The sequence below is a fragment of the Pseudomonas sp. SWRI51 genome, assembly GCF_014268825.1.
Taxonomy (GTDB): domain Bacteria; phylum Pseudomonadota; class Gammaproteobacteria; order Pseudomonadales; family Pseudomonadaceae; genus Aquipseudomonas; species Aquipseudomonas farsensis.
The window spans coordinates 13,107-36,498 of record NZ_JABWRG010000044.1 but is presented as its reverse complement, the minus strand read 5'-3'; the positions used below and the strand labels follow the sequence as shown (position 1 = coordinate 36,498).

19 protein-coding genes are annotated in these 23,392 nt (G+C 65.2%); 10 read left to right on the top strand and 9 right to left on the bottom strand.

The features are described 5' to 3' along the window. The first annotated feature begins 146 nt into the window (after window positions 1-146). The 6 genes from recC to HU720_RS14350 all read left to right on the top strand — a co-directional run bounded on the left by recC (window position 147) and on the right by HU720_RS14350 (window position 11,783). Window positions 147-3,629 carry an exodeoxyribonuclease V subunit gamma gene (gene recC, locus HU720_RS14375; protein ID WP_186520598.1) on the top strand — a complete coding sequence of 1,161 codons (3,483 nt, stop codon included), beginning with the start codon at window positions 147-149 and terminating at the stop codon, window positions 3,627-3,629. Beyond that, window positions 3,626-7,297, top strand: coding sequence for an exodeoxyribonuclease V subunit beta (recB, locus tag HU720_RS14370; RefSeq protein WP_186520597.1), 3,672 nt, complete (start codon window positions 3,626-3,628; stop codon window positions 7,295-7,297). The genes recC and recB overlap by 4 nt, the downstream gene beginning before the upstream one ends. After that, a complete protein-coding gene (gene recD / locus HU720_RS14365; protein WP_186520596.1) occupies window positions 7,294-9,372 on the top strand; it encodes an exodeoxyribonuclease V subunit alpha in 2,079 nt (692 codons plus the stop codon). The genes recB and recD overlap by 4 nt, the downstream gene beginning before the upstream one ends. Window positions 9,373-9,435: 63 nt before the next feature. After that, window positions 9,436-10,011 carry a YfiR family protein gene (locus HU720_RS14360; RefSeq protein WP_186520595.1) on the top strand — a complete coding sequence of 192 codons (576 nt, stop codon included), beginning with the start codon at window positions 9,436-9,438 and terminating at the stop codon, window positions 10,009-10,011. Beyond that, window positions 10,008-11,279 (top strand): diguanylate cyclase, encoded by a 1,272-nt coding sequence (locus HU720_RS14355; RefSeq protein ID WP_186520594.1) that lies wholly within the window; start codon window positions 10,008-10,010, stop codon window positions 11,277-11,279. The genes HU720_RS14360 and HU720_RS14355 overlap by 4 nt, the downstream gene beginning before the upstream one ends. A 3-nt stretch (window positions 11,280-11,282) precedes the next feature. Next, a complete protein-coding gene (locus HU720_RS14350) occupies window positions 11,283-11,783 on the top strand; it encodes an OmpA family protein (protein ID WP_186520593.1) in 501 nt (166 codons plus the stop codon). A gap of 62 nt (window positions 11,784-11,845) precedes the next feature. On the opposite strand, the gene HU720_RS14345 is transcribed toward HU720_RS14350, so the two are convergent. Both HU720_RS14345 and HU720_RS14340 read right to left on the bottom strand, forming a co-directional pair. Beyond that, a complete protein-coding gene (locus HU720_RS14345; protein WP_186520592.1) occupies window positions 11,846-12,472 on the bottom strand; it encodes a GTP-binding protein in 627 nt (208 codons plus the stop codon). A 110-nt stretch (window positions 12,473-12,582) separates the two neighbouring features. Further along, on the bottom strand, window positions 12,583-13,527 hold the full coding sequence (locus HU720_RS14340; RefSeq protein ID WP_186520591.1) for a LysR family transcriptional regulator: 945 nt from the start codon (window positions 13,525-13,527) through the stop codon (window positions 12,583-12,585). Between the two features lie 134 nt (window positions 13,528-13,661). On the opposite strand from HU720_RS14340, the gene HU720_RS14335 reads away from it, so the two are divergent. Further along, on the top strand, window positions 13,662-15,188 hold the full coding sequence (locus HU720_RS14335; RefSeq protein ID WP_186520590.1) for a CoA-acylating methylmalonate-semialdehyde dehydrogenase: 1,527 nt from the start codon (window positions 13,662-13,664) through the stop codon (window positions 15,186-15,188). A gap of 10 nt (window positions 15,189-15,198) precedes the next feature. Beyond that, a complete protein-coding gene (mmsB, locus tag HU720_RS14330) occupies window positions 15,199-16,086 on the top strand; it encodes a 3-hydroxyisobutyrate dehydrogenase (RefSeq protein WP_186520589.1) in 888 nt (295 codons plus the stop codon). Window positions 16,087-16,313: 227 nt separating this feature from the next. Here the strand turns inward: mmsB and HU720_RS14325 are convergent, their stop codons facing one another. From HU720_RS14325 to HU720_RS14295, 7 genes are all read right to left on the bottom strand, one after another. Next, window positions 16,314-16,658 (bottom strand): cupin domain-containing protein, encoded by a 345-nt coding sequence (locus HU720_RS14325; protein ID WP_038411964.1) that lies wholly within the window; start codon window positions 16,656-16,658, stop codon window positions 16,314-16,316. Between the two features lie 108 nt (window positions 16,659-16,766). Beyond that, window positions 16,767-17,699 carry a phosphatidate cytidylyltransferase gene (locus HU720_RS14320; protein ID WP_186520588.1) on the bottom strand — a complete coding sequence of 311 codons (933 nt, stop codon included), beginning with the start codon at window positions 17,697-17,699 and terminating at the stop codon, window positions 16,767-16,769. Window position 17,700: 1 nt separating this feature from the next. Continuing rightward, window positions 17,701-18,324 carry a lysophospholipid acyltransferase family protein gene (locus tag HU720_RS14315; protein WP_186520587.1) on the bottom strand — a complete coding sequence of 208 codons (624 nt, stop codon included), beginning with the start codon at window positions 18,322-18,324 and terminating at the stop codon, window positions 17,701-17,703. A 10-nt stretch (window positions 18,325-18,334) separates the two neighbouring features. Beyond that, window positions 18,335-18,754: a hypothetical protein gene (locus tag HU720_RS14310; RefSeq protein ID WP_186520586.1), complete on the bottom strand. Its 420-nt coding sequence runs from the start codon at window positions 18,752-18,754 to the stop codon at window positions 18,335-18,337. After that, entirely contained in the window at window positions 18,751-20,073 is a 1,323-nt protein-coding gene (locus HU720_RS14305) for a phosphatase PAP2/dual specificity phosphatase family protein (RefSeq protein ID WP_186520585.1), read from the bottom strand. The genes HU720_RS14310 and HU720_RS14305 overlap by 4 nt, the downstream gene beginning before the upstream one ends. Beyond that, complete coding sequence (locus HU720_RS14300; protein ID WP_186520584.1) at window positions 20,073-21,827, bottom strand: bifunctional alpha/beta hydrolase/class I SAM-dependent methyltransferase; 1,755 nt, start codon at window positions 21,825-21,827, stop codon at window positions 20,073-20,075. The genes HU720_RS14305 and HU720_RS14300 overlap by 1 nt, the downstream gene beginning before the upstream one ends. 30 nt (window positions 21,828-21,857) lie before the next feature. Beyond that, on the bottom strand, window positions 21,858-22,463 hold the full coding sequence (locus HU720_RS14295) for a CDP-alcohol phosphatidyltransferase family protein (RefSeq protein ID WP_186520583.1): 606 nt from the start codon (window positions 22,461-22,463) through the stop codon (window positions 21,858-21,860). Window positions 22,464-22,687: 224 nt separating this feature from the next. Here HU720_RS14295 and HU720_RS14290 point away from each other — a divergent pair, with 224 nt between their 5' ends. Together HU720_RS14290 and HU720_RS14285 are read left to right on the top strand one after the other, a co-directional pair. Then, a complete protein-coding gene (locus tag HU720_RS14290) occupies window positions 22,688-22,870 on the top strand; it encodes a type II toxin-antitoxin system HicA family toxin (protein WP_186520582.1) in 183 nt (60 codons plus the stop codon). Window positions 22,871-22,926: 56 nt separating this feature from the next. Then, window positions 22,927-23,334, top strand: a complete 408-nt coding sequence (locus tag HU720_RS14285) for a type II toxin-antitoxin system HicB family antitoxin (protein WP_186520581.1) — start codon at window positions 22,927-22,929, stop codon at window positions 23,332-23,334. Window positions 23,335-23,392 lie beyond the last annotated feature (58 nt).

Below are 23,392 nucleotides of genomic sequence, written 5' to 3'. Positions count from 1 at the left end.
CCATGTGAGAGTAGGTCATCGTCAAGATTCATTTCGCAAAACCCCTATCTGCGCATGCAGGTAGGGGTTTTGTCTTTTCCGGGTCGGAAAAAGAGCGGCCCGTGATATGGTTCCCCGGCAGAACCAACCCTCCCAGAGAGCGCTGAATGACCACCACTACCTCGCTGCATCCAGGCTTCATGATCGTCCAGGGCAATCGCCTGGATGAACTGCGCAACCTGGTGGTGAGTGTGATGCGCCGTTTCCCGCTGGCACCGCTAGAGAACGAAATCGCGTTGGTGCAGAGCAACGGCATTGCCCAGTGGCTCAAGCTCGCCTTGGCGCAAGACCCGCAAGATGACGATCAAGGCGGCTGCGGCATTGCTGCCGCCATAGATGTGCAGTTGCCGGGCAGCTTTATGTGGCAGCTCTACCGTCGGGTGCTGGGCCGCGACGAAATCCCTGAAGTGTCGTTGCTGGACAAGGCCCCGCTGACCTGGCGCCTGATGCGCTTGCTGCCCGAAGTGATCGAGCGCCCGCATTTCGAGCCGCTGCGGCGTTTTCTCACCGACGATACCGACCTGCGCAAGCGCTACCAACTGGCCGAGCGCCTTGCCGACCTTTTCGACCAATACCAGGTCTATCGCGCTGACTGGCTGAAAGACTGGGCCAGCGGCAACCACGTGATCAACACCGCCCGTGGCGAGCGCAAGCCCTTGGCGCCCGGCAACCGCTGGCAAGCCGAGCTCTGGCGGACCCTGCTCGAAGACGTGGGCGAGGCCGGCATGGCACAGAGCCGCGCCGGGGTGCACCAGCGCTTCATCGAACGCATCAACGGCCTGGAGCAAGCACCCAAGGGCCTGCCGGCACGCCTGATCGTGTTTGGTATTTCATCGTTGCCGGCCCAGATTCTCGAAGCCCTTGCCGGCCTTGCCCGCTTCAGCCAGGTGCTGCTGTGCGTGCACAACCCCTGCCGCCACCATTGGGGCGACATCGTTGCCGACAAAGACCTGCTGCGCCACCAGTACAAGCGCCAGCAGCGCAAGCAAGGCATGCCGCTGCAGCTGGACGATGAACTGCTGCACCAGCATGCTCACCCGTTGCTCGCAGCCTGGGGCAAGCAAGGCCGCGACTACATCAACCTGCTCGACAGCTACGACGACCCGGGCAGCTATCAAGGCGTATTCAGCGATGGGCGTATCGACCTGTTCAGCGAGGCCGACCCCAAGACCCTGCTGAACCAGCTGCAGGACGATATCCTCGAACTGCGCCCACTAAGCGAAACCCGCGAGCAGTGGCCAGCGGTCAACCCCGCCAAGGACCGCTCGGTACGCTTCCATATTGCCCACAGTCCGCAGCGTGAAGTCGAGATCCTTCACGACCAGTTGCTCGCCCGCTTCAGTGCCGACCCGCACCTGCGCCCGCGTGACATCATCGTCATGCTGCCCGCCATCGATACCTACGCCCCGCACATTCGGGCGGTATTCGGCCAACTGGATCGCAACGACCCACGCTATATCCCGTTCACCCTGACCGATCAGGGCCAACGTGGCCGCGACCCGCTGCTGATCGCCCTGGAACACCTGCTCAAGCTGCCAGACAGCCGCTTTGCAGTGAGTGAAGTGCTCGACCTGCTCGACGTGCCCGCTGTGCGCGCCCGCTTTGCCATCCAGGAAAGCGACCTGCCGACGCTGCACCGCTGGATCGAAGGCGCCGGCATCCGCTGGGGCCTCAATGCCCGGCAACGCGCTACCCTCGGCCTGCCCGAAGGGCTTGAGCAGAACAGCTGGCGTTTCGGCCTGCGGCGCATGCTGCTCGGCTATGCGGTGGGCATGGGCGAAGGCTGCGACGGCATCGAGCCGTTCGATGAGATCGGCGGCCTGGACGCCGCCCTGATTGGCCCGCTGGTCGCGTTGCTCGATGCCCTCGACGTCGCGTGCAATGTGTTGTCTGAGCCGGCCACTGCCACCCAATGGGGTGAGCGCCTGCACGCCTTGTTGCAGATTTTCTTCCTGGCCGAGCACGAGCACGATGAACTGCTGCTGGCCCAGTTGCAGGACCTGCGCGACACCTGGCTGCAGACGTGCGAATCGGTAGCCTTGAACGACCTGCTGCCCCTCTCCGTGGTACGCGAGGCGTGGTTGTCGGGCCTGGACCAAGGCAAGCTGTCCCAGCGCTTTCTGGCAGGCTCGGTGAATTTCTGCACGCTGATGCCCATGCGCGCCATCCCGTTCCGTGTGGTTTGCCTGCTCGGCATGAACGACGGCGATTACCCGCGTGCGCAGCAACCGCTCGATTTCGACCTGATGGCCAGCGACTACCGCCCAGGCGACCGCTCACGCCGCGAGGACGACCGCTATCTGCTGCTCGAAGCGCTGCTGTCGGCCCGCGACCAGCTGTATGTCAGCTGGGTCGGGCGCAGCATCCGCGACAACAGCGAGCGCCCGGCCTCGGTATTGATCGGCCAACTGCGCGACCACCTCGCGGCCGGCTGGCGACTGGCCGGCGCCCAGCACGACGAAAAGCACGACGCCGGCCAGCAACTGTTGCACGCACTGACCCAGGAACACCCGCTGCAACCTTTCAGCCAGCGCTACTTCCACAAGGGCAGCCCGCTGTTCAGCTTCGCCAACGAGTGGCTGGCCCTGCACGGCATCGACGCCAGCGCGCCGGCCGCGCCAGAAGCGCTGCCGCCCTACGAAAGCGACGAACCGCTGACGCTGATGCAATTGCAGGATTTTTTGCGCCACCCGGTCAGGCACTTCTTCAGCCAGCGCCTGAAAGTATTCTTCGAAGCCCTGGAAGCGCCCACCCCTGATGAAGAACCCTTCGTACTCGATGCCTTGCAGCGCTATGGCCTGAGTGAAAGCCTGCTGGGCGCCGCGCTGGCCGACCCCGACAACGCCGAACACGCGCTCAAGGCCCAGGCCCTCAAATTGCAGGCGTGTGGCCTGCTGCCGTTGGCCGGGTTTGGGGAGGCCCTGCAGGCCGAGCTGATCGAGCCGCTGCCCGACCTGCTACAGCGCCACCGGCAATTGCTGCAACGCTGGCCGAGCCTGGTCGAGGGCGCGCTGCCGATCCACTTCGAACACGGCGGGCAGCGCCTGGAAGGCTGGCTCGGGCGCGTGTACCAGGCGCACGACCAGAGCCTGCTGAGCATCACCACCGTGCCCAACACGCTCAGCGCCGGGCGTAACAACCTCAAGCGCCACCGGCTGATCCCCACCTGGGTGATGCACCTGGCGGCCTGCGCCTCAGGTTACCCGCTGCACAGCGCGCTGGTGGCCAGCGACCTGACGCTGCTACTTGCACCCTTGCCCCAGGCTGAAGCGGCCGAGCGCTTGGGCGAGCTGTTGGTTGCGCGCCAGGCGGCAATGAATGCACCGCTGCCGGTGGCGGCCAAAACCGCCTTCGCCTGGCTGGCCCAGGAAGACCCGGACAAAGCCCTGGCCGCTGCCGCCCGTGCCTACGAAGGTGACGGCCAGAACAGCTTTGGCGAGCGCAGCGAAAGCCTCGCCCTGGCCCGCCAGTACCGCGACTTTGCCGCGCTCAGCGAAGATGAAACCTTCGAAGGCTGGTGCGAAACCTTGTACCGGCCGCTGTTCGCTGCCCCCTGGCAAACCCTCGGCAACACGGAGAGCGCCCAATGAGCCAGGCCCGCCCATTGGCCTTGAGTTTCCCCTTGCACGGCAGCCAGCTGATCGAAGCCAGCGCCGGCACCGGCAAGACCTTCACCATCTCGGCGTTGTACCTGCGGCTGATCTTGGGCCATGGCGACGACCAGGCGTTCAGCCGCGAACTGCTGCCGCCGCAGATTCTCGTGGTGACCTTCACCGACGCCGCCACCAAAGAGCTGCGCGAGCGGATCCGCGCCCGCCTGGCGGAAGCTGCGCGGTTTTTCCGCGGCGAGCTTGCCGGCGCCGACCCGCTGCTGCACCTGCTGCGCGATGACTACCCCGAAGCGCACTGGCCGCGCTGTGCCAACCGCCTGGAAATTGCCGTGCAATGGATGGATGAGGCCGCCGTCTCGACCATCCACGGCTGGTGCCAGCGCATGCTGCGCGAGCACGCCTTCGACAGTGGCAGCCTGTTCACCCAGAGCCTGGAGACCGACCACAGCGAATTGCTCGGCCAAGTGGTTCGCGATTACTGGCGGCGCTTCTGCTACGGTATGCGCGGCGAGTCGCTGAACTGGGTGCGCAGCAACTGGGTCAGCCCCGACGCATTGTTGCCACGTATCCGCCCCCTGTTCGGGCGCATGCGCGCCGAGGTGGGCGAGCTTGAGCCACAGGCACTGATCGAGGCAGCCCTGCGCCTGCGCACCGAGCAGCTCGACCAGCTCAAGGCGCCCTGGGCTGTCTGGGCCGACGAGCTGCAGCAGATCTGCCGCGATGCCGTCGCGGCCAAGCACGCCGATGGCCGCAAGCTGCAAGCCCGCTACTTCGAGCCGTGGTTCGACAAGCTGCGCGCCTGGGCCGGCGACGCGCAGGCGATGGAGCTGGACCTGGGCACCGGCTTCACGCGCCTGACCCCCGACGGCATGGCCGAAGCCTGGAAAGTCGGCGAGCCGCCGCAGCACCCCGGCCTGCAAGCCATGCATGGCCTGCGCGAGCAGTTGCAGAACCTGGCAACCCCCGATGCGCAATTGCTGGAGCACGCCGCAGGGTGGGTTTCGGCGCGCTTTGAGGTGGAAAAACGCCGCCGCGCCGAGATGGGCTTCGACGACATGCTGCTGCGCCTGCAACAGGCGCTGCGCAGCGAGGCAGGCGAGCGCCTGGCCGCGCTGATTCGCGAGCAGTTCCCGGTCGCGCTGGTCGACGAGTTCCAGGACACGGACCCGGTGCAGTACGGCATTTTCGAGCGTATCTACCGCATCAGCGACAACAACCCCGACACCGGCCTGTTCATGATCGGCGACCCCAAGCAGGCGATCTACGCCTTCCGCGGCGCTGACATCTTCACCTACCTGGCCGCCCGGCGCGCCACCACCGGGCGCTTGCACAGCCTGGACACCAACTACCGCTCAAGCCAGGCCATGGTCGCTTCGGTCAACCGCGTGTTCATGCTGGCCGAACAGCGCGAGCAAGGCCGGGGCGCATTCTTGTTCCGCGCCAAGGGCGACAACCCGCTGCCGTTCATCGAGGTCAAAGCCAAGGGCCGCAGCGAGCAGTTGCAGATCGACGGCCAAGCGTGCCCGGCGCTGCAATGCTGGCAACTCGAAATCGATGAGCCGGTCGCCAATACCCTGTACCGCCAGCGCATGGCCGCCAGTTGTGCAAGCCACATCGTTGCTTTGCTCAATGGCGGCCAGCAGGGCGTGACCGGCTTTGCCGATGAAGAGGGCAGGCTACGGCCATGCCTGCCGTCGGATATCGCCATCCTGGTGCGTGATGGGCGCGAGGCTCAGATGGTCCGCACCGAGCTTGCCGCCCGTGACGTGCGCAGTGTGTATCTGTCCGACAAGGACTCGGTATTTGCCGCGCAAGAAGCCCATGACTTGCTGGCGTGGCTAAAGGCCTGCGCCGAACCCGACTCCGAGCGCCTGCTCAAGGCCGCGCTGGCCAGCCTTACCCTCGACCTGCCGCTGCGTGAGCTTGAGCGGCTGAACCAGGACGAGCGGGTCTGGGAAAACTGGGTCATGGATTTCCGTCGTTACCGCGAAACCTGGCAGCGCCAAGGCGTGTTGCCGATGTTGCGGCGCCTGTTGCATGACTTCCAGTTGCCGCGCAGCCTGATGGTTCGCAGCGACGGCGAGCGCGTGTTGACCAACCTGCTGCACCTGGCCGAGCTGCTGCAACAGGCCGCCGGTGAGCTGGATGGCGAGCAGGCGCTGATTCGGCACCTGGCCGAACACCTGGCCAATGCCGGGCAGGCCGGCGAGGAGCAAATACTGCGCCTTGAAAGCGATGAGCAGTTGGTCAAAGTGGTGACCATCCACAAGTCCAAAGGCCTTGAATACCCGTTGGTGTACCTGCCGTTCATCTGCACCGGCAAGCCCGTGGACGGCTCGCGCCTGCCGCTGGCCTGGCATGACGACGACGGCGCCAGCCAGCTGACCTTGACCCCCACCGCCCAGCAGATAGAGCGCGCCGACGACGAGCGCCTGGCCGAAGACCTGCGTCTGCTCTATGTGGCCCTGACCCGCGCCCAGCATGCCTGTTGGCTGGGCGTTGCCGATTTGAAGCGCGGCAGCCAGCGCAGCTCGCAATTGCACCGCTCGGCCCTGGGCTACCTGCTCGGCGGCGGCCAGCCCCTGGCTGCCTCCAGCCAGCTCGGCGAATGGTTGCAGGCACTCGGTAACGACATGCCTGCGATCAGCAGCGCGCCGCTGCCCGAGGCCGACGAGCAGCGCTACCGGATCCCTGCCAGCGAGCATGAGCTGTTGCCACCGCGCAAGCCGCGCCGCGCGGCAGCCGAGAACTGGTGGATCGCCTCTTACAGCGCCTTGCGCGTGGGCGATCAGACCCTGGTCGCCGACAGCTCTCAGGCCCAGCAGCTACTCGATGACGAAGTGCTCGACAGCCAGTTGCTGCGCGAAGTCCCGGCCGAGGCCGGCGACATTCACCGCTTCCCCCGTGGCCCAGCGCCCGGCACTTTCCTTCATGGTTTGCTGGAATGGGCGGGCCGCGAAGGCTTTGCCGAGGTGGGCGCGCAGCCCGAGCAAATCGTGCGCACTGTCGGCCAGCGGTGTAACCGCCGCGACTGGAGCGGCTGGATCCCGACCCTGACGCAATGGTTGCAGGCCATGCTGGTGCAGCCGATGCCGCTGCAGCAGGGCACCCTGACGTTGGCAGGCCTGAACCAGTACCAGATCGAGATGGAGTTCTGGTTCGCCAGCCATCAGGTCAATGTGCTGCAGCTCGACCACCTGGTGGCGCGCCACACCCATGATGGCGCTGCGCGACCCGCCCTCCAGCCGAGCCAGCTCAACGGCATGTTCAAAGGCTTCATCGACCTTGCCTTCGAGCTGGACGGGCGCTACTACGTGGCCGACTACAAGTCCAACTGGCTTGGCCCCGACGCCCAGGCCTACAACGCGCTGGCCATGGAGCAGGCGATCCTCGATCACCGTTACGACTTGCAGTACGTGCTCTACCTGCTGGCCCTGCATCGCCAGTTGCGTGCGCGGCTGCCAGATTACGACTACGACCGCCATGTTGGCGGTGCCTTGTTCATCTTCCTGCGTGGCGTCACCGCCGCAGGCCACGGCCTGTATCAGGCCCGCCCGCCACGGGCGCTGATCGAAGCGCTCGATGCGTTGTTCCGGGGCGAGCAAGCCCCGGAACAGCAGGACCTGTTTGCCGGAGCGGTGCCATGAGCCGAAGCCTTGCCGACCTGCTGCCCACCGCACTTCAGGCCGAGCACCTCAGTGCCCTGGCGCCACTGCGCGACAGCCTCGACCTGCTGGCCCTGCTCGACCGCTGGGTGGAACGCGGCTGGCTGCGCGCCCTGGACCGGGCCTTCGTGAGTTTTCTCGAAGAGCGCGCCCCCGGCAGTGACCCCTTGCTGCTGCTGGCCGCCGCACTGGCCAGCCACCAGTTGGGCCATGGGCATGTCTGCCTGGACCTTGCGCAAACCTTGGCCGAGCCCGATTTTGCCCTGTCGCTGCCGCCTGAGGGCGATGCCCTGGCCGGGCCATTGCTGCTGCCTTCGCAGCTGCTGGCGAGCCTCGACCTGGCTACCTGGCTGCAGCGCATCGGCGAAAGCCCGCTGGTGGCTGCGGCCGATGCCCCCGAGCAGCGCACCCGGCCATTGGTGCGCAGCGGCGAGCGGTTGTACCTGCGCCGCTACTGGGCCTATGAACGGCGCATTGATGCGGCGTTGCACCAGCGCCTGGCGCGCCATCAATCGCTGCAGCCCGACCTTGCCGAGCGCCTGGAGCAGCTGTTTGCCGGCGGTGCGCCCGCAGGCGAGGTGGATTGGCAGAAACTTGCCTGCGCCTTGGCGACTCGCGCAGGCTTCAGCGTAATAACGGGCGGCCCCGGCACCGGCAAGACCACCACCGTGGTGCGCCTGCTGGCCCTGCTGCAAGCGCCGGCAGTGGAGCAGGGCAGGCCCCTGCGCATCCGCCTGGCGGCGCCCACCGGCAAGGCGGCGGCGCGGCTGACCGAGTCCATCGGCCAACAGGTCGAGCGGTTGCAGGTCGACAGCAGCGTGCGCGCGCACATTCCCACTGAAGTCAGCACCGTTCACCGGCTGCTCGGCAGCCGTCCCGGCTCTCGGCATTTTCGGCATAACGCCGGTAACCCGCTGCCGCTGGATGTGCTGGTGGTCGACGAAGCATCGATGATCGACCTGGAGATGATGGCCAACCTGCTCGATGCGCTGCCGCCTGCTGCCCGCCTGGTGCTGCTCGGCGACAAGGACCAGCTGGCCTCGGTCGAGGCGGGCGCGGTGCTCGGCGACCTGTGTCGCGACGCCGAAGAAGGCTGCTATTGGCCGCAGACGCTGAGCTGGCTGGAGCAGGTGGGCGGGCAGTCGCTGGCGACAACCGGCCTGACCGCCGCCGTGGCGCCCAGCAAGCCGTTGGCCCAGCAAATTGTCATGCTGCGCCACTCGCGGCGCTTTGGCGAAGGCAGCGGCATCGGCCAGTTGGCGCGGCTGGTCAACCGCCAGCAGGCGCCCGAAGCCCGCGAGCTGCTGGCCAGCGCGCCTGCCGATGTGTTCTGCCTGACCCTGGGCGGCGAGCACGACAAGCGCTTCGACCGCCTGCTGCTGGACGGCCTCAATCGCGGCGCCGACGGCCCGCAGGGCTATCGCAGCTACCTGCGCGCCATCGGCCGCCTGCGCCCGCCGCCCGGTACTGGCGCCGATGATCCGCGCTGGGAACACTGGGCGGCCGAGGTGCTGCACAGCTTCGAGGACTTCCAGTTGCTGTGTGCGGTGCGCCGTGGCGCCTGGGGTGTCGAGGGCCTGAACGAACGGGTCGCGCGGGTGCTGCACAACGCCGGGCTGATCGACAGCCAGCAAGCCTGGTACGAAGGCCGCCCGGTATTGGTCACCCGCAATGACTACGGCCTTGGCTTGATGAACGGCGACATCGGCATCGCCTTGCGTTTGCCCGATGACCAGGGCCAGGCGCTGCTGCGGGTGGCGTTCCCACGCAACGACGGCAGCGGCGGGGTGCGCTTCGTGCTGCCCAGCCGGCTCAACGAGGTGGAAACCGTATTCGCCATGACCGTGCACAAGTCCCAGGGCTCGGAGTTCGCCCATACCGCGCTGGTGCTGCCGGATGCGCTGAACCCGGTGCTGACCAAAGAGCTGGTGTACACCGGTATCACCCGTGCCAAGCATTGCTTCAGCCTGATCGAGCCGCGTGCCGGGGTATTTGAAGACGCTGTGGCGCGTAAGGTACGGCGGGTTTCCGGGCTGATGTTGGAGCACACGCAGTGATGGCACACGGCGGCACTATGCTATCGTTGCGGCATTACTTGGTAACACACTGAGAGACCCCCCATGACCGTGGCAGTGTCGGCCTTGAGACGAGTGACGGACCCTGCGCTCTCGCTGCTGCTGGCCACGCTGTTGCTGTTTGGCACCTGCGCCCATGCCGACAGCGGCGCCGCTCCCGCCCAGGCCCAGCAGCGTGCCAAGGCGGTCACTCAAGTGGTGCTGGGCATCCTTGGCTACGCCCGCTGGCCCAATACCCCCAACCCGCTGCGCCTGTGCCTGGTCGGCCCCACGGAATATGCCGACGACCTGATCAAGGGCAACCTGCAGAATTCCGGGCAGCCGTTGCAGGTGCGCCGCCTGCTGGCCGATGACGCAAGCGTGGCCCAGGCCTGCGACGCGGTGTACATCGGCAAGCTCGACACGGCCCAGCGCGGGCGCCTGTTCACCACCCTGACGGGCCAGCCGGTGCTCAGCATCAGCGAGGCCGATGACCCGTGCACGGTCGGCAGCCTGTTCTGCCTGCGGGTCAGCGACCAGCATGTCGCGTTCGAGGTCAACCTGGATTCGGTCGCGCGCAGCGGCGTGCGCATTCACCCCAGCGTGCTGCAGTTGTCGCGGCGCCGGGCGGTGCAGCCGTGAAGCGTAGAACGTTGCGCTACCCGTTGCCGACCTTGCGCTCGGTGCTTGGGCGTGGCCACCTGTGTGTCGCGCTGCTGGCTGCAGGCCTTGCCGGGGTGCTGGTGACGCTGCTCGGGGTGGCGGCGCTGCGGGTGTACGCCAGCCACAATCTGGACCTGATCGCCCGCTCCATCAGCTACACCGTCGAGGCCGCCGTGGTGTTCGATGACAGCGCAGCGGCCAACGAGGCACTGGCGCTGATCGCCAGCAATGAAGAAGTGGCCGACGCCAAGGTGTACGGCAAGGACGGCGTATTGCTGGCGCGCTGGCAGCGCGACGACGCGGGCCTGTTTGCGCAGTTGCAGACGCAGGTGGCCGACACACTGCTCGAAGACCCGATCAACCTGCCGATACAACATATGGGGCAGCCAGTCGGCCACGTCGAGCTGACCGGGCAGGGAGGTAGCCTGCTGCGTTTTCTGCTCAGCGGGCTGGGCGGTATTCTGCTGTGCAGCGTGGTCAGTGCGCTGCTGGCGCTGTACCTGTCGCGGCGTGTGTTCGGCAATATCATCCGCCCGCTGCGCCATCTTGCCAGCGTTGCCCACGCCGCTCGGCGCGAGCGCAGTTTCGACCGCCGCGTGCCGCCGACCGGCATCGCCGAACTGAATGAACTGGGCAACGACTTCAACGCCTTGCTCGATGAACTGGAAGCCTGGCAGAGCCACCTGCAAAGCGAGAACCAGACCCTCGCCCACCAGGCCAGCCACGACAGCCTGACCGGCCTGGCCAACCGCGCCTATTTTGAAGGCCGCCTGCACCGCTGCCTGCGCAACGCCGCACAGCATCAGGGGCAGGTGGCGCTGTTGTTCCTCGATAGCGACCACTTCAAGCAGATCAACGACCGCCTTGGCCATGCCGTGGGCGATGAAGTGCTGATCAGTGTCGCCAGCCGGGTACGCGCGCAGTTGCGCGAGCACGACCTGGTGGCGCGGCTGGGCGGTGACGAGTTCGCCGTACTGCTAAGCCCCCTGCCGGCCCGCGAAGACGCCCAGCGCATCGCCGAAAAGGTGGTGAGCAGCATGCAGGTGCCGATCCAGCTGAGCGATGGCAGCAGCATCACCACCTCGTTGAGCGTGGGCATCGCTTTTTACCCGGACGACGGCCACGACCCGGCCAGTCTGCTCAATGCCGCCGATGCGGCGATGTACCAGGCCAAGCGCAAGCGCCGTGGCCAATGGCAAGTGGCGCAGACGGAAAGCTGCGCCGCTGATGGAAAAAACAGGAGCTGAACCGTGATCGAGCGTGTGTTGAATGTCCGTATTGCCCTGCTGGCCTTGTTGCTGGCCGTGCTGGCGCTACAAGGCTGCCAGAGCGTGCCGCCCAAAGGCCTGAGCCCTGAGCAGATTGCCGTGCTCAAACGCGAAGGCTTTGCCCCTACCGATGAAGGCTGGGCCTTCGACTTGTCGGGCAAGGTGCTGTTCGGCAGCGACGTGGACGGCCTCAACAGCCAGAGCCAGGCCATCGTCGAGCGCATTGGCAAAGCCTTGCTGTCGGTCGATATCCAGCAGGTGCGCATCGACGGCCATGCCGATGCATCGGGCAAGGCCGCCTACAACCAGCAACTCTCCGAGCGCCGCGCCCAAAGCGTTGCCAATGCCCTGACCGGTATCGGCATGCAGGCGCAGAACATCAAGACCCGCGGGCTCGGCAGCAGCCAGCCGGTGGCCGACAACCGCACCGGGGCTGGGCGGATGGAGAACCGGCGGGTGTCGATTGTGGTGGCGTCGGATTGAAGGGGCTAGTTGTGCTGCAAGTGGTGGTCCTAAACGGCCCCGGCCTATTAAATCGGGCAGTGTTATGACTCCCCGAGAGGTCCGCGTTCGGGCAGAGGAATCTCCGCTTCAATGTTGCCCATTAGCAGGTATACAGGGCAATCAAGTTCGTCATTATTTGCAGTAAGCGCAGACCCGGCCTGAAAGTGCGCGTCATCGCCGTTAAATCCTTCAGCGTTCAAAAGGTCACTAATTTTCATTTCCATCAGCTCCAGTAATTCTGGGTCCATGGTCTCAACTTTTTTGTTTAGGAAGACCACGAGGTGCTCTACGCCTGCCGCTCGGCACAGTTTTAACTGCGTTTTGACGACCAGCATAGAGTCATCAGTTTGTGAGAAAACCAGGATGGCACCGTCAACCTTGGCTGCACCACTTTCCAAATATTTCACACAGTCAGTGTGATCTGGAAAATCTAACTGCCTGCAGATGCGGTTGTGCGTCTCATACTCCACACGAGCAACTTTATAGCGCGCGTTGCCACTTATTTCTTCTTTCCCCTCACACAGGTCTTTGTATTCCGCTCTGGTTGTCGCATAAAACTTCGCGCTGTAATGAGTCAGCGCGGCGGTGAGGGTTGTCTTGCCTTGGCCTGCATCGCCGATCACGATCAGGTTCAGGCACGGCTTGGTTCTCCCAGAGTTTGATTGCATGACCGTCACTCCTTGAAAGTGTATTCAAGAACATTTGGCGCCCTCCGCGGAGCTTGGTCTACTGGCAAAAATGACAGGTCGGCAACCCCTCAGTGCCGCATATCCCACTTTCAAGCAAACCTCATTTCCCGCGTCTCGCCCATCAATAGCGGCGCATTGGCTTCGGTCACCTCGCGGATGTAATCCCACAGCAGGGTAATGCGCTTCAATTTGCGCAAATCCTCCCGGCAATACATCCAGAATTGCCGCGTCACCTCGATCTGCTCCGGCAACACCGTCACCAACCGTGGGTCCTGGGCGGCCAGGAAGCAGGGCAGGATCGCCAGGCCGCGCCCTTGCAGGGCGGCGGTGTACTGGGCAATCACGCTGGTGCTGCGCAGGTGCGCCTGGGCGTTGGGGATGAGGTTGGCCAGGTACAGAAGCTCCGAGCTGAACGCCAGGTCGTCCACATAGCTGATGAACGGATGGCTGGCCAGGTCTGCCAGGGTGTTGATTGGCGCATGGTTGTCGAGGTAACCCTGGGTGGCGTACAGGCGCAGGCGGTAGTCGCACAGCTTGCAGCACACATAGGGGCCGTGCTCGGGGCGCTCCAAGGCGATGACGATGTCGGCCTCGCGCTTTGACAGGCTGATGAAGTGCGGCAGCGGCAGGATGTCGACCGAGATCGCCGGCCAGGCATCGACGAAATGGCTCAGTTGCGGGGTGACGAAGAAACTGCCAAAGCCCTCGGTACAGCCCATGCGCACATGCCCCGACAACGCCACCCCGGAGCCCGACACTTGCTCGCAAGCCATGTGCAGCGTGCTCTCGATGGCCTCAGCGTAACCCAGCAGGCGCTGGCCCTCGGCGGTCAGCACAAAGCCGCTGGTGCGGGATTTTTCGAACAATAACGTGCCCAGCGCCCCTTCCAGCGAGCTGATGCGCCGCGACACCGTGGTGTAGTCCACCGCCAGGCGCTTGGCGGCGCTGCTGGCCTTGCGGGTGCGCGCTACCTCAAGAAAGAACTTGAGGTCGTCCCAGTTCAGCGCGCTCAGGGAGGTGAGGTCTTTTTGCATGATGATCCGGTTTTTTTGTTGATTCTTGTTGGATGTTTGCACATCTATACTCGAACTCAGCCCCTACACGCCACCCCGTGTTCATTCCGGGCGCTGGCATCATCGCTGCGACAATAATTCCAAGGAGAGCGCAGATGAACGCACCGCACACCCCAGACCAGACCCAGGTCGAGCAGGTCAAGCTGTTGATCGACGGCCAATGGGTCGAGTCGAAAACCCGCGAATGGCGCGACATCGTCAACCCGGCAACCCAGCAGGTGCTGGCGCGGGTGCCGTTTGCCACTGCCGAGGAGGTAAGCGCCGCCGTCGCCGCCGCCGAGCGCGCCTTCAAGACCTGGCGCGACACCCCGATTGGCGCGCGCATGCGCATCATGCTCAAGCTGCAGGCGCTGATCCGTGAGCACAGCAAGCGCATCGCCCAGACCCTCAGCGCTGAACAGGGCAAGACCATTGCCGACGCCGAGGGCGATATTTTCCGCGGCCTTGAAGTGGTCGAGCACGCCGCTTCAATCGGCACCCTGCAAATGGGCGAATTTGCCGAAAACGTCGCCGGCGGCGTAGATACCTACACCCTGCGCCAGCCTATCGGCGTGTGCGCCGGCATCACCCCGTTCAACTTCCCGGCGATGATCCCGCTGTGGATGTTCCCCATGGCCATCGTCTGTGGCAATACCTTCGTGCTCAAGCCGTCCGAACAGGACCCGCTGTCCACCGTGATGCTGGTGGAGCTGGCGCTGGAAGCCGGGGTGCCGGCGGGCGTGCTCAACGTGGTGCACGGCGGCAAGGAGGTGGTCGATGCCATCTGCACCCACCCGGACATCAAGGCGATTTCGTTCGTTGGCTCCACCGAGGTCGGCACCCACGTCTACAACCTCGGCAGCCAGCACGGCAAGCGCGTGCAGTCGATGATGGGCGCCAAGAACCACGCCGTGGTGCTGCCTGACGCCAACCGCACGCAGACCGTCAACGCCTTGGTCGGCGCTGCGTTCGGCGCCGCCGGCCAGCGCTGCATGGCCACCTCGGTCGCGGTGCTGGTGGGCAAGGCCCGCGAGTGGCTGCCGGACATCAAGGAAGCGGCGTCCAAACTCAAGGTCAACGCCGGCTGCGAGCCTGGCACCGATGTCGGCCCGGTGGTGTCCCGGCGCGCCAAGGAGCGCGTGTTGGGGCTGATCGAGAGCGGCATCAAGGAAGGCGCCACGCTCGAACTCGATGGCCGCGATGTGCAAGTGCCGGGCTATGAGCAAGGCAACTTCATTGGCCCGACCCTGTTCTCCGGCGTGACCACCGACATGCAGGTGTACACCCAGGAGATCTTCGGCCCGGTGCTGGTGACCCTGACTGTCGATACCCTCGATGAGGCCATCGCGCTGGTCAACGCCAACCCGTTCGGCAACGGCACAGGCCTGTTCACGCAAAGCGGCGCGGCGGCGCGCAAGTTCCAGAGCGAGATCGACATCGGCCAGGTGGGTATCAACATCCCGATCCCGGTGCCTGTGCCTTATTTCAGCTTTACCGGCTCGCGCGGCTCCAAGCTCGGCGACCTCGGCCCGTACGGCAAACAAGTGGTGCAGTTCTACACTCAGACCAAGACCGTCACCGCCCGCTGGTTCGATGACGACAGCGTCAACGACGGTGTGAACACCACCATCAGCCTGCGCTAAGGAGTTCGCCATGCGTATTGCATTCATCGGCCTGGGCAACATGGGCGCGCCCATGGCCCGCAACCTGATCAAGGCCGGGCATCAGTTGCAGCTGTTCGACCTCAACCAGAGCGTGCTGGCCGAGCTTGCCGAACTGGGCGGGCAGATCAGCCGTTCTCCCAAGGACGCGGCGGCCAACAGCGAGTTGGTGATCACCATGCTGCCGGCTGCGGCCCATGTGCGTGGGGTTTACCTGAACGACGACGGCGTGCTGGCGGGGATCAAGCCCGGCACTCCGACGGTGGACTGCAGCACCATCGACCCGCAGACCGCCCGCGATGTGTCCAAGGCGGCCGCCGCCAAAGGCATCGACATGGGCGATGCGCCGGTCTCCGGCGGCACCGGGGGCGCGGCGGCCGGCACCTTGACCTTCATGGTGGGCGCCAGTGCCGAACTGTTCGCCACCCTCAAGCCGGTGCTGGAGCAGATGGGCCGCAACATCGTGCACTGTGGTGAGGTGGGGACCGGGCAGATTGCCAAGATCTGCAACAACCTGCTGCTGGGCATTTCGATGATCGGTGTGTCCGAGGCCATGGCCTTGGGCAACGCGCTGGGCATCGACACCCAGGTGCTCGCCGGCATCATCAACAGCTCGACCGGGCGTTGCTGGAGTTCAGACACCTATAACCCGTGGCCTGGCGTGATCGAGACAGCGCCGGCGGCACGCGGTTATACCGGTGGCTTTGGCGCCGAACTGATGCTCAAGGATTTGGGCCTGGCCACTGAAGCTGCCCGCCAGGCGCACCAGCCGGTGATCCTCGGCGCGGTGGCGCAGCAGCTGTATCAGGCCATGAGCCTGCGCGGTGATGGCGGCAAGGATTTCTCGGCGATCGTCGAGGGGTACCGCAAGAAGGATTGAATCGACAAGCGATCGTGGGAGGTTTTATTGTTTTGTACAACCCTGTCCTGGCCTCATCGCAGGCTGGCGCCAGCTCCCACAGATACCGCGCATAGCCGCAATATCGGGGCCTGGCCCAGATTCCTGTGGGAGCTGGCGCCAGCCTGCGATGAGGCCGGAACAGCCTGCACATCTCTGATAGGCTCGGCGAGGGAGCGGGGCAAGCCCGCTCCCATACTGTGTTTCGCTTAGGCAAACACGAAATACTTGCGCACGGTCTCGACCACTTCCCAGGTGCCTTTCATGCCGGGTTCGATCACGAACACATCGCCGCCCTTGAGGTGCTTGGGCTCTTCGCCTTCCGGGGTGATGATGCAGTAGCCTTCGAGGAAGTGGCAGAACTCCCACTTGTCGTAGTTGACCTCGAACTTGCCCGGGGTGCAGATCCAGGTGCCCATGATCTTGCTGCCGTCAGCCGACAGGTAGGCGTTGAGGTTGACCGTGTGCGGCTCGCCGCCGATGCGCTTCCATTTGGTCGCATCGACGACCGGGGTCGGGCAGGTTTCGCGCAGCACGGTGATGAAATCGGACATGGCGTGGCTCCAGGCAAAGAGTGATAAGACTCACTACCATAGGGCCATCGCCGTGCCCGCAGTTGCCCAGGCTCGACGCTCAGCTGTCTGCCTGCGCTATTACCCGCCTTACGCCCACCAGTAACGCACGAAGTGGAAGAACACGGGCGCGGCGAAGCACACCGAGTCGATGCGGTCGAGCATGCCGCCGTGGCCTTCGATCATGTGGCCCCAGTCCTTGACGCCACGGTCGCGCTTGATCGCCGACATCACCAGGCCGCCGAAGAAGCCCATGGCGTTGACGGTCAGCGCCATCAGTGCTGCCTGCCAGAAGGTGAACGGGGTGATCCAGCACAGCATGGCGCCGATCAGGGTGGCCAGCGCTACACCGCCCAGCAGGCCTTCGAGGGTTTTCGAAGGCGACAGGTTAGGCGCCACCTTGCGCTTGCCGAACAGCTTGCCGCACACGTACTGCAGCACATCGCTCAGTTGCACCACGATGATCAGCCAGGCGATCAGCAGCAGGTTGCGGCCTTCGAAGCCCGGGATGTCCAGGGTCATCAGCGCCGGCACCGCCGAGACGCAGTACACCGCGATCATCAGGCCCCACTGCACCTTGGAGGCGCGCTCCAGGAACCGCGTGGTGTCGCCGCCAAGGCTGGCCAGGATCGGTAGCAGCAGGAACAGGTAAACCGGGATGAAAATGCTGAACAGCCCGTACCAGTCCATGGCGATCAGCAGGTACTGCACCGGCAGTGCCAGGTAGAAGGCTGCCGCCAGCGCCGGGTAGTCGCTACGCCGGGTTGGGGTGAGGGTCATGAATTCGCGCAGGGCGTAGAACGACACGCCGTAGAACAGCACGATCACGCCATATTTGCCGAACACGAAGGCGATGCCGATCACCAGCACCATCACCCACCAGGCGTTGATGCGGGCGTTGAGGTTGTCGATCACGGCATGCGGGGCAGGGCCTGCGCGCCATTTGAGCAGGCGGCCGATCAGGCTGGCGAGCAGCAGCAAGGCGCCAATGCCAGCGAACAGGGACAGCGTGTTGTGATCCATTTCAGGCTTCCTTCGGGGCCAGGTTCAGCAGGGCCTGGCGGGCCCGCTCGAGAAACGCTTGCTTGCTTTCATCGTCCTGCAGGTGCAGCGGCTCACCAAAGCTCAAGGTGCACAGCAGCGGCAAGGGCAGGGCGCGGCCCTTGGGCATGACCCGGTTGAGGTTGGCGATCCACACCGGCACCAGCTCGACTTGCGGGTTGGCGGCGGCCAGGTGGTACAGCCCGCTCTTGAACGCCAGCAACTGCTCATCGCCCAGGTTGCGCGTGCCTTCCGGGAAGAAGATCAGCGAGTCGCCCTGGGCGAAGGCATCGAGCACCGGCTGCAGCGGGTTGCCCTCGGCGGACGGGCGCTGGCGGTCGATCAGCACGGCGTTGAACACCCGGCGGATGATGAACTCGCGCAGGCCCGGTTTGCACCAGTAGTCGGCACCGGCCACCGGCCGGGTGTGGCGGCGTAGCGTCTCGGGCAACGCCGCCCACAGCAGCACGAAGTCGCCGTGGCTGCTGTGGTTGGCGAAGTACAGGCGCTGTACCGGTTGCGGCGTGCAGCCCAGCCACAAGGCGCGGGCGCCGGTGATCAGGCGAGCGGCGGAGGTAATGGCGAAGGCGGTCAGGCTGGCAAGCATGGCATCGGTCTTATCCGGTGAAGGGGAGGGTGAGAATCAACAGTAGCTGCAAAGCCAGGCACACGGCCTGGCGGTTGAGCAGTGACAGTGCGCCTTGGCTGCGGGCAGGCCAGTCGCGGCTGTCGCAGGCTTGGGCCTTGAGCCGCAGCGCATGCAGGGCGCGGTCCAGGGCTTGGGTGTCGGCAGGCAGGTCGCCGCTTGCGGCCATGCGCGTGAACAACTCGGCATCCAGCGCCACGCGCACGGCCCAGTACTTATGGGCAATGCCCAGCAGCACCAGGCCTGCACAGAGCACTTTTGGCAGCATGGGTAGCGCCAGGCCCAGCAGCGGCGCCAGGCCCAGCGCCAACGCCAGCAGGGTGATGCCGTCTGACAGGCGCTCCAGCTGGCGGCCACGTGCCAGCAGGCTGGCGGTAACAAACAGGTTCATGGCCGGGCTTCCAGGTGTTGCAGCACCTGCTGATGGGCTGGATGCAGGACTACGCCCGGGCGTGCCTGGCGGATCAGCGCCTCGGCATCGGCGCAGGTCGCGCAGCGCCCACTGGCGAGCAGCCAGGCGGCAACGGCGCTGGCACTGCGCGAATAGCCCAGCGCGCAGCAGACCAATACCGGGCCGTGCTGGCGCAAGCGCTCTATGGCTTGCGCGGCTTGCTCCAAGGTGTTTTTGTCCGGGGCGATCAGGTCCAGCGATGGCAGGCACACATAGCGCTGCGCCGCCTCGAACCCCGCGGTGGCGGCGCTACAGCCCAGCTCCGCACTCAAATCCACAAGCCCAGCGAACCGAGACGCATCAGCCTTGCCAGGCACCCGCCCCAGATAAACCCCGTCGCACACCTCGTCGGCCTGTGGATGGCGCCGGGTCCACAGCCGTGAGTTGACCCACGCCCCCAACAGGTACGGCGCCAGCAAGCAGCGCGCAGCGAGCGACAAGCGCCCATCCGGGTTTTTCTGAAAACCAGCCGCGCCAAACACCGCGTAATTGAGCGCCACCATCAGCAGCGCCAACGCCGGCCACAGCAGCCACCAGAGCGCAGGCCCGAACGTGCGCGCCCACACTGTCAGCAGCAGCGCGCCCAGCCCGTAACGCAGCGCCAGGCGCCAGCGCTTGGGGTCGTGCGCCAGGCGCGCCTGTTGCCAGGGCAGCGGCCCTTGTGCCGGCCATAGCCACAGGCACAGCAACCCCGCCAGCGCCCCGGTGGGCAGGTCGATGAAGTGGTGTTGCCAGGTGGTCAGTACCGAGACCCCGATCAGCGCCATCCAGCCATGCACCAGCCAGCGCCACAGCGGGCGCTGGGTGTGACGCGCAAACATCGCCCAGATGATCACCAGCAGCGCGATATGCAGTGACGGCGCCTGGTTGTAGGGTTTGTCGAAGCCCATCAGCACGTCGAACAACCAGCCGAACAGGCCTGCGAGTTCCGGGCGCTCGAAGGTAAAACGCAGGGGCCACAGCAGGAAGCAACTGACGCTGATCAGTTGCGCGCTGAGCAGGGCCAGAGCGTGGCGGTCCATTTCCCGGCGGCTCAGCGGCAGCAGGAATGAAAGGCCGTACAGCAGGTCGATCGACCAGTACGGGATGATCGTCCACGGCCACAGCGGCATGTGCCGCTCCCAGGCGAACACCAGGCTGCCGACATCGTCGCGCCCTGCGGTGTAGCTGTTGCTCAAGCCGTAGCTGAGAAAAAACAACGGCCCGAGCAGCAACAGCCAGAAAACGCCGCGGCGGATCAGCCCCGCTTCACGGGCCATCAACGCACCCGCTGGGCCAGGCTGACGCTGAAGATGCCCCATTCATCGATACGCTGGGCGATTTTGCGAAAGCCCGCCGCTTCGACCAGTTGGTCCATTTCGGCCTGGCTGCGGCGGCGCATGACCCACGCCTCGCCACCGCGGTGGCTGGTGAGCGCGCGGGCAATCATCTCCAGTTGCGGGTGCCACGGCTGGCCGGTGTACACCAGGTAACCGCCGTCTTCGACGGCATCGGCAAGGCCGGCCAGCGAGTTGCCGACCAAGGTGTTGCTGGCGAACAGCTCATACAGCCCGGACACCACCGCCAGGGTTGGGCGCGGGTCGAGGCTGGCCAGGCTCTGGCGGTCGAAGGCATCGCCCTGGACAAAGCGCGCTATGTCGCCCAGGCCTTTGGCGCTGATCAGCGCCTGGCCTTGCTGCACGTTGAGTTCGCTGTAGTCGCGCAGCAGGATCGAATCGGGCAGTTGCTCCAGGCCTTGCAGCGCTTCGAGGATGTAGCGGCCGTGGCCGGCAGCGATGTCGACGATATGCACCGGGCGCTGTTGCTCGCGCAGGCTGGCGATGGCTTGGCGCAGCAGTTCCTCGACGTTCAGCTTGCGCTGGCGAATGCCGCGCCAGCCGATGGCGTCGAGGTAGTTGCGGTCGATGCGCTCGCCCAGGCGGCCTTTGCCGGTGGGGGTGTTGCGGTAGACGTAATCGAGGGTGGAGCCGGAGTCGAAACCGGTGTCGAAGCCCAGTTTCACCCCGGCCGACAAGCCCTTGCCCAGTTGCAGGCTGGCGCGGGTGGCGCGCCAGTACAGGTCACGCAGCGAGTTGCGCGGCAGGGGGGCGGCGAGGGTTTCGGCTTCGGCGCAGCTGGCGCCGGCTTTGTCGGCATCGAGCAGCGACGGTGCCGGCAGTGGCGCGTCAAAGCAGTGTTCGACGAAGCGGGTGATGCGCGCCAGGGCATGGCCACGGTCACGTTCGCCGAGGGTGTCGTGGAAGAACCCCGGCAGAACATGCATTTCTTTGCGGGCACTGCCCAGGCGGTCGAAGAAGCGTTGCTGAGGGCCGCGCTCGACCACAAAGTCGGCGCCGGACACCAGCAGTTGGGTGGGCACCTGAATGGCCTGAGCATCGGCCACCACGCGGTCGGCTGCATCGTACAGGCCCAGCAGCATGGTCACCGAGATCGGCCGGCTGATCAGCGGGTCGGCCTGGTACGACATCACCCGCTCGGGGTCGTGGGTCAGCAGGCGCGGTTTTACGTAGCTGTTGACGAAGAAGTTGCCGCGCAGCGCCTTGAGCAGTTTCAGGCCAGGCCGGGCGAACGGCACGTAGAGCTTGACCTTGAAGGCCGGCGAGGCCAGCACCAGGCAGCGCACCTTGGGCGCGTAGTCGTGGGCCCAGGTGGCGATCAGCACCGCGCCGACGCTCTGCGCCAGCACCACCATGTCGGCTTCGGCGATACCGTGACGGGCCTGCAGGTGTTCGATGAAGGTCTGCACGTCGCGCACACTGGTGCCAAAGCTTGGGCTGTCGCCGCGCGCGCCCGGCGATTCGCCATGGCCACGGGCGTCCCAGGCGAAGAAGTCGTAGCCCGGCATGTTCAGCTCATCGGCAAGATGCGCAAGGCGCCCACCGTGCTCGTGGCCGCGGTGGAACATCACCACCGCCCGGCGCGGCTGGTGCTCGTTGCGGGTAGCGGGCCAGTGACGGTAGTGCAGCTCGACGCCGTCGTGGGTACTGAAGTGCAGCGATTGCGCTTGGCGCATGGCGAATATCCTTTTTCGGCGAAAAGCAGTTCAGCGGGTTTCGGCCAGGCCCTGGCGCACGCGGTTGTAGAGGGTATAGAGCGAGAGCAGCAGGATGACCAGCAGCAGGCCGTTGATCCAGGTGGCGTTGAGCAGCCCCAGCGCGACGCCGGTACCGAGCACGCCGAAGGCGAAGGCGCGGTCGCTCTTGCCCATTGGCCCGTCGTAGCGGCGCGACGCACCGGCCAGTGGGCCCATGACGCCTGCGTATTCACTGACAACCGAGAACAGCACCACCAGCACCACCAGCACCGGCGAGACGCCGGCCAGCAGCGCGAACGGCAGGTACAGGGCGGCGTCGGCGATCACGTCGCAGAGTTCGTTGAGGTAGGCGCCGAGTCTGGATTGCTGGCCGAATTCACGGGCCAGCATGCCGTCCACGGCATTGAGCGCCATGCGCAGCAGCATCCACACCGGAATGAGGACGAACAGCCAGGCGACATGCGGCAGCCAGGCCAGCAGCAGGCCGAGGGCGACGGAAACCACGGCGGCACTGACCGTGACCTGGTTGGCGGTGACGCCGCGGTTGTAGAGGCGCTGCACGGAGGGGCGCAGCAGCGCCTGGAAGCGGGGTTTGAGTTGGTAGATCGATGGCACGAGAAACTCCCTGTCGTGTGCGGCGTGGGCGGATTGTGAGGAAAGCGCAGGGGGAGGGCAAGGCCCATCGCGGGGAGGGAGATCTTTCCTGCTGCGGCGTCTGACCTTGCCTTCAGCAATGCCGGCTTAGTCCGGTTGTCGCACCAAGTGTGTGTGGTGTGTATTGGCACTGGTTAATTTTACTTTGATGTGTACTCTACACATCGACTGCCAAGGAATCCAACATGCGCAGCAGGGAAGTGATTCAGCTGATCGAGGCTGACGGCTGGTACGAGGTGGAAGTCAAAGGAAGTCATCATCAGTTCAGGCACCCATGCAAGCCTGGGCGCGTGACGGTGCCACACCCCAGGCACGGTTTGCCCCGGGGCACAGTGCACAGCATCCTGAAACAGGCGGGACTGAAATGATGGCGATCATGCTGGCGTGCTCGCCCTGCGGCCCCGAACATCAATGGAGACAAGCTATGAAATTTCCAGTAGTGCTGCACAAGGACGCAGATTCAGATTACGGCGTTACTGTGCCCGATGTGCCCGGTTGCTTTTCAGCCGGTGCCACCGTTGCCCTGGCGCTGGAGAACGTGCAAGAAGCCCTGGCCCTGCATTTTGAAGGTCTGGTCGCCGATGGCGAGGCACTTCCGCAGCCGGCGGAGGTAGACGTACATATCGTCAACCCTGACTACGCCGGAGGCGTTTGGGCGGTGGTGGACTTCGATGTCACCCCGTACCTGGGCAAGGCCGTGCGGTTCAACGCCACGTTGCCCGAGAACCTGTTGCAGCGTATCGACGAGAAGGTGAAGCGCGACCATCGCTATGCGTCACGCTCCGGCTTCCTGGCCTCGGCCGCGCTGCGCGAACTGGCAGCGGCGCATTAGCAGGCCGTGCGCGGCCAGGCGCCTGCCGGGCAATGCACCTTTCCCACAGCGCAAGGTT